The organism is Tractidigestivibacter sp., from assembly GCF_057241865.1.
The window spans coordinates 18,001-33,089 of record NZ_DBHHPX010000028.1; the positions used below are offsets into that span (position 1 = coordinate 18,001).

The 15,089-nt window shown below is 63.8% G+C and carries 12 protein-coding genes; 6 read left to right on the forward strand and 6 right to left on the reverse strand.

What is annotated here, in order from left to right:
* Positions 1–8: 8 nt before the first annotated feature.
* Positions 9–1,415, reverse strand: coding sequence for a glycoside hydrolase family 1 protein (locus ACO59D_RS09420; protein ID WP_485126752.1), 1,407 nt, complete (start codon positions 1,413–1,415; stop codon positions 9–11).
* 224 nt (positions 1,416–1,639) lie between these two features.
* Between ACO59D_RS09420 and ACO59D_RS09425 the strand changes: the two genes are divergently transcribed.
* The 4 genes from ACO59D_RS09425 (at position 1,640) to amrS (ending at position 5,854) form a co-directional block, all read left to right on the forward strand.
* Positions 1,640–2,359, forward strand: coding sequence for a GntR family transcriptional regulator (locus tag ACO59D_RS09425; RefSeq protein WP_485126753.1), 720 nt, complete (start codon positions 1,640–1,642; stop codon positions 2,357–2,359).
* 525 nt (positions 2,360–2,884) lie between these two features.
* Positions 2,885–3,478 carry a hypothetical protein gene (locus tag ACO59D_RS09430; protein ID WP_485126754.1) on the forward strand — a complete coding sequence of 198 codons (594 nt, stop codon included), beginning with the start codon at positions 2,885–2,887 and terminating at the stop codon, positions 3,476–3,478.
* Positions 3,479–3,593: 115 nt separating this feature from the next.
* Positions 3,594–4,997: an AmmeMemoRadiSam system protein A gene (gene amrA / locus ACO59D_RS09435; protein ID WP_485126755.1), complete on the forward strand. Its 1,404-nt coding sequence runs from the start codon at positions 3,594–3,596 to the stop codon at positions 4,995–4,997.
* A complete protein-coding gene (amrS, locus tag ACO59D_RS09440) occupies positions 4,994–5,854 on the forward strand; it encodes an AmmeMemoRadiSam system radical SAM enzyme (RefSeq protein WP_485126756.1) in 861 nt (286 codons plus the stop codon). The genes amrA and amrS overlap by 4 nt, the downstream gene beginning before the upstream one ends.
* A 111-nt stretch (positions 5,855–5,965) precedes the next feature.
* On the opposite strand, the gene pgi is transcribed toward amrS, so the two are convergent.
* Entirely contained in the window at positions 5,966–7,660 is a 1,695-nt protein-coding gene (gene pgi / locus ACO59D_RS09445; protein ID WP_485126757.1) for a glucose-6-phosphate isomerase, read from the reverse strand.
* Positions 7,661–7,727: 67 nt separating this feature from the next.
* Positions 7,728–8,285, reverse strand: coding sequence for a hypothetical protein (locus ACO59D_RS09450; RefSeq protein ID WP_485126758.1), 558 nt, complete (start codon positions 8,283–8,285; stop codon positions 7,728–7,730).
* Positions 8,286–8,488: 203 nt separating this feature from the next.
* Between ACO59D_RS09450 and trxA the strand changes: the two genes are divergently transcribed.
* A complete protein-coding gene (trxA, locus tag ACO59D_RS09455) occupies positions 8,489–8,809 on the forward strand; it encodes a thioredoxin (protein WP_130811330.1) in 321 nt (106 codons plus the stop codon).
* A 116-nt stretch (positions 8,810–8,925) separates the two neighbouring features.
* A complete protein-coding gene (locus ACO59D_RS09460; RefSeq protein ID WP_485126759.1) occupies positions 8,926–9,600 on the forward strand; it encodes a phosphatase PAP2 family protein in 675 nt (224 codons plus the stop codon).
* Between the two features lie 23 nt (positions 9,601–9,623).
* Here the strand turns inward: ACO59D_RS09460 and ACO59D_RS09465 are convergent, their stop codons facing one another.
* The 3 genes from ACO59D_RS09465 to ACO59D_RS09475 all read right to left on the reverse strand — a co-directional run bounded on the left by ACO59D_RS09465 (position 9,624) and on the right by ACO59D_RS09475 (position 14,889).
* Positions 9,624–11,228 carry a transposase gene (locus tag ACO59D_RS09465; RefSeq protein WP_485126760.1) on the reverse strand — a complete coding sequence of 535 codons (1,605 nt, stop codon included), beginning with the start codon at positions 11,226–11,228 and terminating at the stop codon, positions 9,624–9,626.
* Between the two features lie 45 nt (positions 11,229–11,273).
* Positions 11,274–11,441 (reverse strand): hypothetical protein, encoded by a 168-nt coding sequence (locus tag ACO59D_RS09470; protein ID WP_485126761.1) that lies wholly within the window; start codon positions 11,439–11,441, stop codon positions 11,274–11,276.
* 598 nt (positions 11,442–12,039) lie between these two features.
* Entirely contained in the window at positions 12,040–14,889 is a 2,850-nt protein-coding gene (locus ACO59D_RS09475) for a Cna B-type domain-containing protein (protein WP_485126762.1), read from the reverse strand.
* Positions 14,890–15,089 lie beyond the last annotated feature (200 nt).

Genomic DNA, 15,089 nt, shown 5'->3' on the forward strand with positions numbered 1-15,089 from the left:
AAGCAAAGCTAGTCGACCACGTGGGTCGTAGCTACCTTCTTGAGCCAGGCGGCAGACTTCTTCGGCCGCCTGTTGTACCCATCCTCAAGATCCACCTCAACGAAGCCATAGCGGTTCTTGAAGGCGTTGGCCCACGACCAGTTGTCGATCACGGCCCAGTAGTGGTATCCGCGACATTTGGCGCCATCCTGGATGGCACGGGCAATCCACTCGAGGTGGCGGCGGACGAAGTCCACGCGGTAGTCGTCCTGGATGACGCCGCTCTCATCCTTCCTGAGGTCCTCGCGCTCAATGCCCATGCCGTTCTCCGAGACGAACCACTCGAGGTCTGGGTACTCGTCGCGGGTCTTCATGGCAAAGTCGTAGAGCCCCTGGGGATAGATCTCCCAGCCGCGACTCTTGTTCATCTCGGCCTCGGGCCAGACGTAGGGCTGCGCAAATTGGGGGATGCCGTTCTCGTCCACGTCGGCCGCCGGCGCCTGCACGCGCTCGGGATGATAGTAGTTGCAGCCCAGCCAGTCGACCTTGCCATCGGAGAGGATGAGGTCATCCTCCGGGCGGCGGGGCAGCTCGATGCCGCGCGACGCCAGCGTGGAGATGACGTCTTGCGGAAGCTCCCCCTTGGTCACGAGGTCGAGCCACCAGCGGTTGCACACGCCGTCGGTCATGCGCACTGCCTCGAGGTCCGCTGCGCTTGGGTTCTCGCGCGTGTAGGGCGGCGTGAAGCAGTTGATGAGACCAATGCGCGAGTCGTCGAGGAGGCATCCCTCCTCCTTTGCCGCGCGGTACTCGCGAACGGCCAGCGCGTGGGCAAGCGAGATGTTGTACTGCACCGCACGGGCTCGCGCGTAGTTCCTGATGAACGGATACCACTCGCCATTCGTATAGCGCTGCTCCGGCTCAACGATCGGCTCGTTGAACGTGAACCAGTGGCGAATCTCCTTGCCGAAGGTGCGAAACGCCAGAGTCGCGTAGTGCGCGTAGGCCTCAACCACCTCGCGACTCTCCCATCCACCGCGACGGAACAGATGGGTGGGCATGTCAAAGTGGTAGAGGTTCACGAAGACCTCGAGGCCAACCTCGCGGGCATCCGCGAAGAGCTCGTGGTAGTACTTTGCGCCCTCCGGGTTCACGTTGCCATCGGCATCAAGCAGGCGGCTCCACTGGATAGAGGTGCGCATGGAGGTAAGGCCCAGGGACTTGAGGAACTCCAGGTCCTCGTGACGACGACTGGAGAAGTCGTTGCCCGCGTAGGAGCCCACGCGGTTGTGGAAGTCCGTGATGTTGAGATTGGACCACGTGTCCCACAGGTTCTCAAGCTTTCCACCGTCACGCCAGCGGCCCTCCGTCTGCGGGCCGGACATGGCCGCGCCAAAGAAGAAGTCATCCGGCAGCCTGCAGCTCTCTTGTGCCAACGCTTGCCCCCTCCCTTCTCTCCGGGCGTGCGCCCGGTAATCACATCTTTATACATGTGCTATTCCTAATCTTACATGTCAGATTATATCTTTTAGAATGTTCTATAAATCAGAAATATCGCTTTGCTTTAAGCGGTAGATATTTAGCGGTGAGTGGGGTCCTCGCGCCGGCGAGGACCCTTGCCGCATTACAGTTACTCATGTGAGAAAAGAGGTGCGCCGCCGTGCTCAAGTATCAAATCGTCATTGATGACCTGCGTCTTGCTATCAAGAACGGGACGTATCCCGCGTACTCCCAGCTGCCGTCCGTAAACAAGCTGTGCGAGCAGTACGAAGTGAGCAAGATCACCATCAACAAGGCCCTGGGTGAGCTTGAGACGGAGGGGCTCATCTCCCGCAGGCGCGGATCAGGCTCGTTCGTGAAGAAGGTCGAGACCTCAAGCGCCACCCCAGGCGCCAATGACGTCTCCGGCCAGATGACGGGCTTTCTCAAAGAGCACGAGGCACGCGGCGAGAAGGTCGAGACCGTGGTCTACGACTTCTCCGTTGTGCGACCGCCACACCATGTTGCCGTGGCTCTTGATGTGGACGACGATTCCTTTGCCTACCACGTATGCCGCGTGCGCTGCGCCAATGGCAAGCAGCACGTCATCGAGTACACCTACATGCCCATCGACGTGATTCAGGACCTCAAGCTCAAAAACGTGCAGACCTCCATCTACTCGTTCATCGAGAACGACCTAGGCCTCAAGATTGCCAGTGCTCACCGCATCATCAGGGCGGTAATGCCCACAGCCGAGGAGAGAAAGCGCCTCAACGTCCCCGAGGGAGAGCCCTTGCTCGAAGTGGAGCAGACCGGCTACCTGGATGACGGGCGTCCGTTTGAGTATTCCATCTCGCGGCACGTCCACAACTACGAATTCCATTCGATTTCGACGAAGTAGCGACAACGGGGAGCGATTCAGTCGACGAATGTGTTGCAGCGCGCTACACATTCGCCGACGTTTCTGTGACGTCCTGCGCTCGTCACACATTCGTGCACGATTGTGTGACGGTCCGCAACACATTCGGCGATGAGAGGAAGAAGGGCCTAGAACGGCGGAAGCCAGCCGACACAGGGCCTTACCAGCTCAGACAATAGACGGAGGCCCACGGACTGATCAGATCCGAAGGCCCCCACTTTTGGCAGCTGCCAAGCTGTTTGAAGCTCACGCAGGTCGCAGCGCAAGGCCCATGCCAGTCACGCCGCGCGCCTCTGCTCGCGGTATATCATGCCCCAAGACGGCGCCCCCAACCGTGCCCGCGGCGTGAACGGTTTAATCCATCGGCCAAGCACACGTGGCAGACAATTTGTCCACAACCTCGCATGGCAAGGCGGCCCGCACGTGCCCGACGACACGCCGCTGTGCCACGCATGCGCCCCGATGCGCTACCATGCTGCACGTATGCGATGGCAACAAGGAGGACCCATGGCAAAGAGGCCCAACGCAAAGGCACGCAAGGCGACCGAGGAAGCCGCCCGTCAGTCCAAGCTCGACAAGCGGTACGGCAAGCCCCTCTTCTCGCTCTCATATGACATGAACGAGTACGAGCTGGCCCGCGCGGCCAACCTCTACGGTCCCGACCGCATGAAGGACCTCTTCAACGGCGTCGCGATCCTCTCGCTTGCCCTGCTCATCTTTGCGCTCGTGAGCATGGTCGACAACATCGCGCTCACCATATCCCTGCTGGTCATTGCCGTTGTCACGTCATCTATCACCACCAACTGGAGCCGCTTTGCCACCTTCCTTGCGCGCAAGAGCACGCTGGGCCTGGTTGGCGAGAACAACCGCCACCACATCGTGGTGACCGAGGACAAGGTTGTCGATGAGGGCCCGGACGACCGCGTGGCGGAGTATCCCCTCTCAAAGCTCAAGCACTCCCGCTCGAGCAACGAGGCCACGGTCGTCAACTTTGGCAGCAAGCGCTACGTGTACATTCCGCGCGCACCCATGAGCGAGGGCCGCTACCAGGCGCTCATTCGCTTCCTCCTCGACCACGAGCCCAAGAAGGGCAAGCACTAGGCTCTCCGGCCCCACGTCTGCTGCCAACAGCTCTCGCCCATACGCCGAAAGCGGGCGTACGATGCGCCCTCCAATGGGTATGGACTCTGGTAGCGGGCCAAAGGGGGTCTCTGTCATGAGCATTGTTGCAGCTTTTGCCGTTCCGCATCCGCCACTCATCATTCCAGGCGTGGGTTCTGGACGAGAGGAGATCGCCGCCACCGTCGCTGCGTATGACGAGATGGGGCGCCGCGTTGCGGAGCTTGCCCCAGACACGGTTGTTATCTCGAGTCCACATTCGGTGATGTATGCGGACTACATCCACATCTCGCCGGGACGCGGTGCCTCGGGTAGCTTTAGGCAGTTTGGCGCGCCGCAAGCCCGCTACGAGGCGACGTATGACCAGGAGTTCGTGCATGCGCTTGCCCGTGCGTGCAGGCGGGAGTCCCTCTCCGCAGGCTGCAAGGGGGAACGCGACCCGTCTCTTGACCACGGAACCATGATTCCTCTCCACTTCATCCGGCGCCACATCAAGGACTTCGAGGTTGTGCGCATGGGGATATCGGGTCTCTCGCCCGCAGATCATTACCGCATGGGCATGCTGGTGCAGCGTGTCGCCAAAGACCTTGGGCGCCGCGTGGTCTATGTGGCGTCTGGTGACCTCTCGCACAAGCTGCTCGAGAGCGGCCCGTACGGCTTTGCGCCCGAGGGCCCGCAATTCGACGAGAAGGTCACGCATGCCTTCTCAACGGGGGACCTGCTCTCCCTCCTCACGATGGATCGCGGCTTTGCCGAGCGTGCAGCCGAGTGTGGCCTGCGCAGCTTCCAGATCATGGCCGGTGCCCTTGACCGCACGGCCATCAAGCCAGAGCTTCTCTCCTATGAGGGTCCCTTTGGCGTGGGTTATGGTGTTGCCGCGTTCACGCCTGTGGGCGAGGAGGGCATGGACGAGAGCCGTGCGCTTCTCGAGCAATACGAGGCATTTTGCGAGGCAGACCTCGCACGTCGCAAGTCGGAAGAGGACGCGTACGTCTCGCTTGCACGCTTCTCGCTTGAGACCTACGTGCGCGAACGGCGCCACGTCACGCCAAGCGAGAGGCCCGGCCTTCCCACGGAGCTTCTCTCAACCCGAGCCGGCGCGTTTGTCTCGCTCAAGAAGGACGGCGAGCTGCGCGGATGCATTGGCACAATTGCGCCGGTCCAGGACAACCTTGCGGAGGAGATCTGCGCGAATGCAATCTCCGCCGGAGAGCACGACCCGCGCTTCCCGCCCATATCCGCAAGCGAGCTGGGCAGGCTCGTCTACGACGTGGACGTTCTGGGCGCGCCCGAGCCTGTGGAGTCCATGGACCAGCTCGACCCCAAGCGCTATGGCGTCATCGTGAGCTGCACAGACGGCAGGCGCGGACTGCTCCTACCGAACCTTGACGGGATAGATACCGTCTCTGAGCAGGTAAGCATTGCCGCACGCAAGGGCGGCATCGACCTTTGCCGCGACACGTACCAGCTCCAGCGATTCGAGGTCGTGAGGCATACGTGAGTTCCAACAGCACATCCGGCCCCATCATCTGCGATGTCTGCTGGCACCACTGTGCGATCCCCGAGGGAGGCGTGGGGTTCTGCCGCGCGCGCACCTGCAGGGACGGGCGCGTGGCAGCAGGTAACTACGGCCGGCTCACCTCCATCGCAGTTGACCCCGTTGAGAAGAAGCCATTGGCAGAGTGGCACCCTGGATGCCGCGTCCTTTCCGTGGGGAGCTATGGCTGCAACATGCGTTGCCCGTTCTGCCAGAACTTCGAGATATCGCAGGGGGGCGCAGGCGGCGTTCCCTGGCGCGAAGTCTCACCACATGAGCTGGTGGACCTGGCGCAGGACTGCGCGAGGCGTGACCCGACGGTCATTGGCATCGCTCACACATACAACGAGCCCCTGGTTGGCTGGGAGTACGTGCGAGACTGCTCAGAGCTTGCCCACGAGAAGGGACTTACCAACGTGCTTGTCTCCAACGGGTGTGCATCCACCCACGTAGTGGGTGCTCTCGCACCGTTGCTTGATGCCGCAAACATAGACCTCAAGTGCTTCTCGGCCGAGGGGTATCAGGGGCTGGGCGGCTGCCTTGATGACGTTCGGGCGACGATAGAGACGCTGGGAACCAGCCCCTCCTGCCACCTTGAGGTGACGACGCTTATCGTGCCCGGCCTGAACGACTCCGAAGCCGCCATGCGCCAGGAGGCGGCATGGCTTGCCAAGATAGACAGGGACATCGTGCTGCACGTCACGCGCTTCTTCCCACGCTGGCACATGGCCGACGCCCGCCCCACGCCCATCTCGTGCGTGATGCGCCTTGCCGACGTTGCGCGAGAGTGCCTTCCCCACGTCCATGTGGGGAACTGCTAGGCGACGGCGTAAAGCTGTCCGCCAACGTCAGCGCAGTCGAAAAAAGCGTCCGCCTGGCCGATGCAGGCGGATGCCACGCCAACGAGACGCAATCACGCTCTGACCCGCAACCTATTCCCTGTGCGCACGATAGAACGCGATGAGCGCCTGCGTCGATGCATCCTGCTGCGAGAGGGCCGCGTCGTCATGGAACGCGGGGGTGATCTGCTTGGCAAGCTGCTTGCCCAGCTCAACGCCCCACTGGTCAAAGGAATCGAGCCCCCAGACCGTACCCTCGACAAAGACGATGTGCTCGTAGAGCGCAATGAGCTCGCCGAGCGCATGCGCGTCGAGCCTAATGCCAAAGATGGACGTTGTCGGGCGGTTACCCGAGAAGCAGCGTGCGGGCACCATCCACTCGGCCGTGCCTTCGGCACGGACCTCGTCGGCGGTCTTGCCAAAGGCGAGCGCCTTGGTCTGCGCGAGGAAATTGGAGAGGAACAGCTCGTGCACGTCCTGCTCGCCATCCTTGGCGGGGTTCGGCGTATTCACAAAGGCGATGAAGTCTGCCGGAATCAGGTGCGTTCCTTGGTGAATGAGCTGGTAGAACGAGTGCTGGCCGTTGGTGCCGGCCTCACCCCAGAAAATCTCACCCGTCGTGGAGGTGGCTGCGGTCCCATCCCAGCGCGTGGACTTGCCATTGGACTCCATCGTGAGCTGCTGCAGATAGGCCGGGAAACGGTGTAGGTACTGGTTGTAGGGAAGGACCGCGTGGCTCTCGGCACCAAAGAAGTTCGAGTACCACACGTTGATGAGGCCCATGAGCGCCACAGCGTTCTTCTCGAGCGGCGTCTCGCAGAAGTAGCGGTCAACGTCGTGGAAGCCCGCAAGGAACTCGTCGAAGACCTTGGGGCCAAAGGCAATGATCAGCGAGAGGCCCACCGCAGAATCGACGGAGTAGCGGCCGCCGACCCAGCTCCAGAAGCCAAAGGCGTTCTGCGGGTCGATGCCAAAGTCCTCGACCAGCTTGAGGTTGGTGGAGACGGCCACGAAGTGGCACTTCACCGCGTCGGCAACAGAGGCCTCGGAGCCATCGATGGCACCCGCAGCCTTGAGTTCGCCCAGCAGCCATGCCTTTGCCTCGCGCGCGTTGGTCATGGTCTCGAGCGTGGTGAACGTCTTGGAGACGACAATCACCAGCGTGGTCTCGGGGTCAAGTCCCTTGACCTTCTCGGCCATGTCGTTGGGGTCGATGTTGGAGACGTAGCGCACGCCAATGCCCGCGTCTGCATAGGGCTTGAGGGCCTCGTATACCATGACCGGGCCAAGGTCAGAGCCGCCGATGCCAATGGAGACCACGTTCTTGATGGCCTTGCCGGTGACGCCCTTCCACTCGCCAGAGCGCACGCGCTCGGCAAAAGCGTACATACGGTCGAGAACCTCGTGCACGTCTGCCACACAGTCCTGGCCGTCCACCACGAGCTTGCCTGCGTCCGCAGCGGGACGGCGCAGCGCGGAGTGCAGCACCGCGCGATCCTCGGTGGTGTTGATGTGGACGCCCTCGAACATGGCGGCGCGGCGCTCCTCGACGCCCGTCTCACGTGCCAAGTCGCACAAGAGCCTGAGGGTCTCCTCGGTCACGAGGTTCTTGGAGAGGTCAAGGTGCAGGTCGTTGAGGTCATAGGAAAACTTGCTCACGCGGCCAGCGTCCTCCTCGAACCACTCCTTAAGGCTAATGCCATCTGCAACGAGCTTGTCGTGGTGGTCCTGAAGTGCCTTCCAGGCAGCAGTCTGGGTTGCGTCGACGGGTGCGGGAATGTTTGGCATGGCGTGCTCCTTGTCGTAGTCGACAACATACAGTTCAAGGATAGCGCGTCTGCACGTCAACTGAATGCTAGAAAGGCTCTCCCAAAGGAGATATCTGCTTGAGCCTTGCCCACATGACCTGTTTCTGGCGCGAGCTGCCAAGGGCATTGGCAAAGCCACCCAAGGCAAGGACGCGAACTCCGCGCACGTAGACCACATAGCCCGGCTCGAGCATGGCCTCCTGGAAGCTATGCATGTTGGCAAGGTCGTCGGCGTAGGCATCACGCACGGCCTGGGCGGCAGCGCTATCGCAGCACACAAGCGTCGCGGGGTCGAGCGCCGTGAGCGCCTCTCGCACAAGAGACGCCGCAAGGGCACCCTCGCTCCCCGGTGCCGGCAGGAAGAGCGTGCACCAATCCTCCGGCTCATAGCCAAGCTTTGCCAGCGACTTTCTCAGCGCCACGCCATCTGGGCCAGAAAGAAGCTCTGCCCCGTCGCGCTCCTCAGGCGAGAGCTCGCCCTTGGCGAGAACCACCGCGGAGAACGCATTGCCACCCATGCGCACGCCATGGGTCGCCAGGCCAGAGAGCTCTGCACGGACCTTGCCCACGTACGCCTCGCGACGCCTGTCCCGCTCTGTTGCCATCGCGCCTCCTTGCAGTACCGCCTGTCGCTCGCCTAGTTTGCAACCGCCGCAGCCCCAGTGCCACTCGCCAGGGCAACCGACCGCTCACATGCGATGATAGAGATAGCATTTTGCACCCCATGTCATACCCAGTGTAAATCGGGTATAAGCCGTCTCGACACGAAACCGCGGGCGAATGCGTCCGCATCCGCTGGGAGGCAGACATGGCTACAGCCGCTATCACTACCGACAAGTTCGACTCCGTCATAGCCAGCTCCGCAAAGCCCGTCCTTGTTGACTTCTGGGCGTCCTGGTGTGGCCCCTGCCGCGCCCTTGGCCCCGTGGTCGAAGAGGTCTCTGGCGAGCTGAGCGACAAGCTCGACGTCTACAAGTGCAACGTGGACGAGGAGGCGGACCTGGCTACCAGGTTCCGCATTGTCTCCATCCCCACGCTCATCCTTTTCAAGGCCGGCAAGCCCGTCCACACGATGGTGGGCAACATGCCCAAGGCCGAGCTCAAGAAGGAGCTTGAGGCCTACCTGTAAACTCTCGTGCGGGCAGGCCGGCAGCCGCCACTTGCTCTAGACTTGTGAGCTGCGCGGGGCAGATGCCTTTCTGGCGTCTGCCCCTTTTGATGTCGGTCCCAGAGAGAGGATTCCGCATGCCCGAACACCTGGCGGAGAAGCGCCACACCTTTCGAAGGCTGGTGCGAGAGAACCTCCGTCTCATTCTCGCCGCCGCTGCGGTCTGCATCTTCCTCTGGCTTCTCGAGGAGGTTGGCGAGGGCGAGCTCACCAAGCTCGACTCTGGTGCCTACCTGCTCTTTGTTGAGACGCTACGCCAGCCGTGGCTCACGCCCATCATGGAGACCATCTCCGAGCTGGCTCAGCCCGTCGTGCTCTTGGTGATGCTGCTAACCGTGGAGGCGTTTGCCCCTGGAAGGCGTCCGGGTGTATGCACAGCCGTGAACCTCGCGTGTGCCGCGGCACTCAACATCCTGCTCAAGCAGATTATCCAACGCCCCAGGCCGGATGGGTTCCGTCTCATTGCCGAGACGGGCTACAGCTTCCCCTCTGGGCACTCAATGGTGGCGATGGCGTTCTACGGGCTTCTCGCCTGGATGGTGTGGCACTACGAGCGCGACCGCTTTGTGCGCTGGCTTTGCGTGATCGGGTTTGCGCTGGTGATTGCCCTTATCGGTATCAGCCGCATCTACCTGGGTGTCCATTACGCCTCGGACGTTCTTGCCGGCTTCTGCATATCGCTCATCTGGCTTGCGCTGTTTACCAAGCTGTTTGTCCCGCTGCTGCTAGACGAGAAGTACGCGACAACGTAGAGGCAGCGACCCCGGTTCGGGCGTCACGCAGACCGGCCCGCACGGCTCGCACGCTCCTTCTTCTTCCTGCATGCTGTAAGGACCAGCAGCGAGACCCCGCCGGCGCAGGCTGCAACACACACCTGGAGAAGACCCCATGTGGCGTCCCCCATAACCGGCATCTTGACGCCGAGGATCGCCATCTCTGCGGGTGCCGGCTGTTCGGGCTGAGGCTCCGGCCGACCAGCAAAGCCATGCGAGAAGGTTAGACCGTCCGCAACCGCAGCATTACCAACGCCAGGCGAGAAGCCCTTGGTGGCATCCCCCGTCATGGCGAAGGCATAGGGGTTTCCCCAATGCGAGACCCCGAAGCCAGATGCGGCTTCGGGGTTCTCTCGTGTTCCCCGTTTGCATGTCGGCGCCGCAGGCGAGGGCCCCTGCGGCGGGATCAGGGTGGCGCCGGGGCCGCCGCCTCCGCGAGGGCCCTTCAGAAAACGCGCTTGTGCGTGTTGCTGTACCTGTTTGCGTAGTTGCGCTCCACCCCCGGCACGCGGGTACGACCTCTCTCGGCACACGGGCACAAGGCACCCCTTGAGCTCTCCCACGATCCCGGCCAGGATGCCGTCGCGCTCGCCGTCGCCGGCGAGCAGCATGCCGAGGAGCCCGTCCTTCACGACGCCCAGCGCGAAGCTCCTGTTCACCGTCATCCGGTGCCTGTGGCGCTCTGGCGCGCCCGAGGCGAGCGCGGCCGCGTCGGCCTCGTTCGCGATGTCGAACGCGACGTTGAGCAGGTACGCCGTCGCGTAGATGCCCTGCTCTATCAGGGCGGGCCTCGTGCCGGTCAGGTTCTCCAGCTGCAGCCGGTCCTTGGGTATCTGGGAGCAGGTCTCGACGCCCCGGCATGGGTGGTAGAGCCCCCTCAGGTCTTCGGGCGTGAACGACGCGGGCAGGTTAGTGACGAGCTTCTCGGGCGCCTCGCCGCCGATGTCGACGAGCACGCACCTGGCGTCGACGGGCCCGTGGGAGAGCAGCGCCAGCAGCGGGAAGGACGGGTACCTGTGGTCCATCACGACCACGAACGGCTCGCCGCGCAGCGCCTCGCGGGCGCCCTCGACGTGGCCGGGCACGAGGGAGCGCTCGTCAAACCCGTCAGCCGTGACCTCGATCCCGACCACCTGCCTGGCGATCACGTCGTAGACGGCGGACAGCCCGCAGAAGGCCTGCACCTTGCCGTGCCTCGCCGACGAGCCGCCGTAGGCGGCGATGACAGCGGCGTTCGTGGGGACGTTGGCCGTCGAGCCGTCGATCGCCAGCACGTGCATGCCACGGAACGTCGGGGCGTCCCCGTCGGCGCAGGCTTGCGCGGCGTGGTGGCGCATCAGCATCTCCAGCGCGGCGGGGTCGGGCTTCTCGCGCTGCCTGAGGTAGCCGGGCACGCTTATCGGGCTCCCCATGCCGAGCCCCCTCCCGAGCTCGCGCATCTCGATCCTAAGGGTGCGCCCCCTGCGGCAGACGACGCTTTCGACGAGCACGTCGTGGGGCACCTTGCGGCGCCTCGTGAATTCCTCGGGCCTGCGGCGGCAGGCGGCCGCGAACTCGTCGCTTCTGACGGGCTCGAGATCCCTCCCGATGCGGTCGGACGCACCCACGGCGCAACCCCCTGGTCAATCGTCCCAAACCAGCCTCGGCTTCTCCTACGACCGCGCGGCCCTCGGGTAGGGCACCTGCTCCTCGGTGACGCGCCCAATGCTCACGACGGTGCGCTGTACGACCTGCTTGCCCTGGCGCCTGTCCTCGGCCACGGATGCGCAGAGCACCTCCTCGCCGGCCTTGCCCCTCTTCCGCCGAACCTTCAGAAACATGCCCCCGCTACATAATGACATGCAGTCTGGTCGTTTGAGGACTGTGTGAGGAGGCTTTCAGACCAATTGACTGAAACGAAGAAGGCCCCGTTCCCACTACAGGAACGGAGCCTTGCTAAGCGATGCCGACTCGTATGCCATCCGCTTAAGTTAATGACATTGGGCACAGAGGGGGCAATGCTGCCGAAGGAGGGGGAACGACAGAGCATGTGAGGAGCAAGGCGGCAGCGATGACCACGCACCCGTTCCTTGGGGCCGCTGCGGCCGCGATGGGAGCTTTAGGAGCCGCCGGAACGTCCGGCATGCTCTCGGCTGGCGGCCGGTTCCCTGTTCCAAGATGCATCGGCCTGAATCGAGAGGAGCAGGTTCGCTCGGCCCGCTCTCGCAGGGAGTGGGCGGCCAAGGGCCGTCACGATGCCGCCGCCCGGCCGTACAGCCGGGTTCTCGCTGGATGCGGCGGGCGACACGCCCCAGATGCCTCCTCTCCCGGCTGCATAAGCAGGCCGCCCCGGCCGGGGCGATCTCCTCGCTTCCGACCGGGGCGGCTGGGGCTTCAGGCCGGCCTGCTTCTACCTGTCTTTACGGTGCAGCCAGGCTCCTATCGCTTCTGATGGAGTGCGTGATTGCCCGCTCCCTGACGTGCCGTCGACTCTCTACGGCGGGCGAGGGCCGCCGCGAAGAAGGCCACGAGGGATGCGGCGGCCAGCAGGGCAATGGGCAGCATGCCCTCGTCGCCGGTCTGCGGGAGAGAGCCCTTGGGCGTCGGTTCGGACTTGCCGGCGGGCTTCTCGGGGGCGTCGTCCTTCGTGTTGGTCACGGTGAAGCCGGAGGCCGCGTCCCCCGAGATCTCGGAGGCGTAGCCCTCGACCGCGTCCTCAGAAACGGTGTACGTGACTGCCTTGCCGCCCTTGAACTTGGGGAGGCCATCGAAGGAGCCGGTCCAGTTGCCGGCCTTGTCCAACGAGAGCGTCATGCCCGTGTCGACGCCGTCAGCGAGCAGGCGGATGGTGACCGCGCCGCCCTCGCCGCCGACCCACTTCTTCTCCACGGGGACCGAGACTGTCTCGGGCTCGTGCACGTTGGTCACGGTGAAGCCGGCCGTGGCATCGCCGGATACGGAGGCGGTGTATCCGTCGGGCACGTCGACCTCGCGGACGGTGTAGGAGACCTGCCTGCCGCCGTCCTTCAGGAACAGGCCGGTCCAGGTGTGGGTCCACTGGTTGTCGGCGGAAAGCTCCACCGGGTCGCCAGAGGGCTCGCCGTCGGCGTAGAGCTGGACCTTCACGGAATCGGGACGGATGCCGTCCTGGTCGTTGGCGTCGTCCCAGGCCTTGGTCACGGTGACGGAGGTCCTGCCGGGGGTGTAGGAGTTCGTGATGGCGGTGCCGGCTACGGCCGTGGCGTAGTTCGGGACGGCGTCCTCGGTCACCGTGTAGGCGATCTCGTGGCCGTCCTTCGAGTCGTACTTCGCCAGCCCGTCGAAGCTGTAGGCCCAGCCGCCGGCGGCGGTGGCGGTCGTGGAGGCGACCTCGGCGCCGTCGGCCAGCAGGCGGACGGTGATGGAGTCGGGCCTCACGCCGTCGCGGTCGTTGTCGTCGTCCCACGTCTTGGCGCCGGAGACGGAGACCTTCTCGCTGTTGGTGTTGGTGATGGTGAAGCCGGATGCGGCGTCGCCGCTGATCCCGGAGCCGTAGTTTTCCACCGGGTCCTCGGAGACGCTGTAGACGATTGCGGTATCGGTCCCGGCCTGGCACTTGCGCAGGTTGTCGAAGCTGCCCACCCAACCGCCGTCGGCGCTGAGCGTCAGCGTCTTGCCGGTGTCCACCCCGTCGGCGAGCAGGTGCACGGTGACGGGGCCGGCTTCGGGGCCGATCCACTTCTTGGTGACGCTGACCGAGATCTTGACCGGCTTGTCTTCGACGGTCTGCAAGGTTCCACCGCTCGAATTGACGGTGAGGGTGTACTCGGTATCGTTGAGCTTGTAACCCGCGGGGGCCGTCTTCTCCTTGACCTTGTAGGTGCCGGAGGTGAGGGCACCCGAGGTCACGGTGCCGTCAGCGCCGGTGGTGAGCTCGAAGGTGGTGCCGTCGGGCCTCGTCACCTCGAACACGGCGTTGGCCAGGACTACGGCGTTGTCCTCGGAGTCGACCTTGATGAGCTTGATCTTGCTGGCGAGGTCGCCCGTGCCCGAACCGCCCGAGTCGGCGGACTTGTGGGTCGCACTCGTGGTCTTGCTCTGCTCGGTGGAGGTGAGCTCCATGTTGTTGCGCAGCGTCGTGCCGGGCGTGTAGGTTGTGCGGTAGTAAAGCCGGTACTGATCGCCGTGCACGTCGCCAAGGTTCAGCGTGAAGGACCTGCCGTCCGGGGCGATTGAGAGCTTGCCGGTCAGGTCGACGGTCTCGTAGACGGTCTTGACGTCGCCGTAGGCGTCCATCTCGACGCGGGTGAGCACGAAGCTGTCGGCTACGTAGGTCTCGGTGTCCGCGCCCTCGGAAAGGTGGTCGGACACCACGACGTTGGAAAGGGTCGCCTTCTGGTGGTTGATGCGGACGTACCACTCGGCCTGGTTCTTGTCGCTCGCCGACTGCCCCCACTTGCCGATGATCTCAGGTTTGAGTTCCGTGGGCCCGGTGATGTTCACGGTGACCGGGACGACCCTGCCGCTGACGGAGATCTGGAAGGTGTTGTCCTCGCCCGTTTTCACCTGCGTCCTGTCGAACTGTGCGGCCAGGCGGATGTTGCCGTGCACGTTCTCCTTGCCCTCCACCCAGTCGGTGAAGGTGACGCGCACCGTGCCGCCCTTGTTGTCCGTCCCCGGCGTCACATGCGCCGTGGCGACCACCGTTGTGCCGTCGTCGGCGTAGATGTTGAAGTCCACCGACGCGCTGTCGGACGGGAAGACCATCTCGTCGGGCAGCGTGATGTCGAAGTAGTCACCCTCGTGCAGGTCCACTCCGTTCGTGCCGGCGTCCCAGTCCATCGCCAGGTAGAACTTGTCGGTCCAATAGACCTTGTTGGCGTCCTGACCGCTCAGGTTCTGGATGGAGAGCTTTGTGACCGTGGCCGAGACCTTCCGTGCGGCCGCTAGCGCGCGCAGGACGGGACTGGCGTCGGTGGCGGAAACGGCTTCCTCCTCTGCCGGGCTGCCCCTGGTCGTGTTTGCCTTCGATCCGTCGGAGGACGCTTCCTCGTCTGAGGACAAGATGCCCTGGGTGCCCTCTTCCGCAGCGGTATTGTCAGCCGGCGTCGCGTCTTCCTCTGCATCCCGGGCTTCTTCAAGCCCGTCGGCGGCCCGCTCGGAACCCGCGGTGCTCTGCATCTCCGCCGTCGCAGTGGGCTGCGTTGCGGCAGCGGCGCCGGCGTCAGTCATCGCCTGGACGGCCCCTCCGGGCATGCAAAGGCTGAGCGCGAGCACCGCGCTCATGATGCAGCATAGCTTCTTCCTCATTTTCGTTGCCTTTCCCGATCCCGGCCGCCTTGGGGGCGGCGCATGGGCGCACCTATATCCCCTGTGATATGGCTGCTCTCACTCTACCCCCCCCCCCCGGTGAATCTAGGAGAAATGTCTTGATGTTCGGGCGGGTGTTTTGGGGACATTAGCCCCGCGGCGGCGGTCAGCCTGGGGCATAGTGGGTTGTGAGGTGGTGG

Bases quoted from the DNA above. Each gene is read 5' to 3' on its own strand.
- ACO59D_RS09460 (WP_485126759.1), top strand. From the start codon at position 8,926: ATGCCCGAACACCTGGCGGAGAAGCGCCACACCTTTCGAAGGCTGGTG.
- ACO59D_RS09470 (WP_485126761.1), bottom strand. From the start codon at position 11,441: ATGTTTCTGAAGGTTCGGCGGAAGAGGGGCAAGGCCGGCGAGGAGGTG.
- trxA (WP_130811330.1), top strand. From the start codon at position 8,489: ATGGCTACAGCCGCTATCACTACCGACAAGTTCGACTCCGTCATAGCC.
- ACO59D_RS09450 (WP_485126758.1), bottom strand. From the start codon at position 8,285: ATGGCAACAGAGCGGGACAGGCGTCGCGAGGCGTACGTGGGCAAGGTC.
- pgi (WP_485126757.1), bottom strand. From the start codon at position 7,660: ATGCCAAACATTCCCGCACCCGTCGACGCAACCCAGACTGCTGCCTGG.
- ACO59D_RS09475 (WP_485126762.1), bottom strand. From the start codon at position 14,889: ATGAGGAAGAAGCTATGCTGCATCATGAGCGCGGTGCTCGCGCTCAGC.
- amrA (WP_485126755.1), top strand. From the start codon at position 3,594: ATGAGCATTGTTGCAGCTTTTGCCGTTCCGCATCCGCCACTCATCATT.
- ACO59D_RS09430 (WP_485126754.1), top strand. From the start codon at position 2,885: ATGGCAAAGAGGCCCAACGCAAAGGCACGCAAGGCGACCGAGGAAGCC.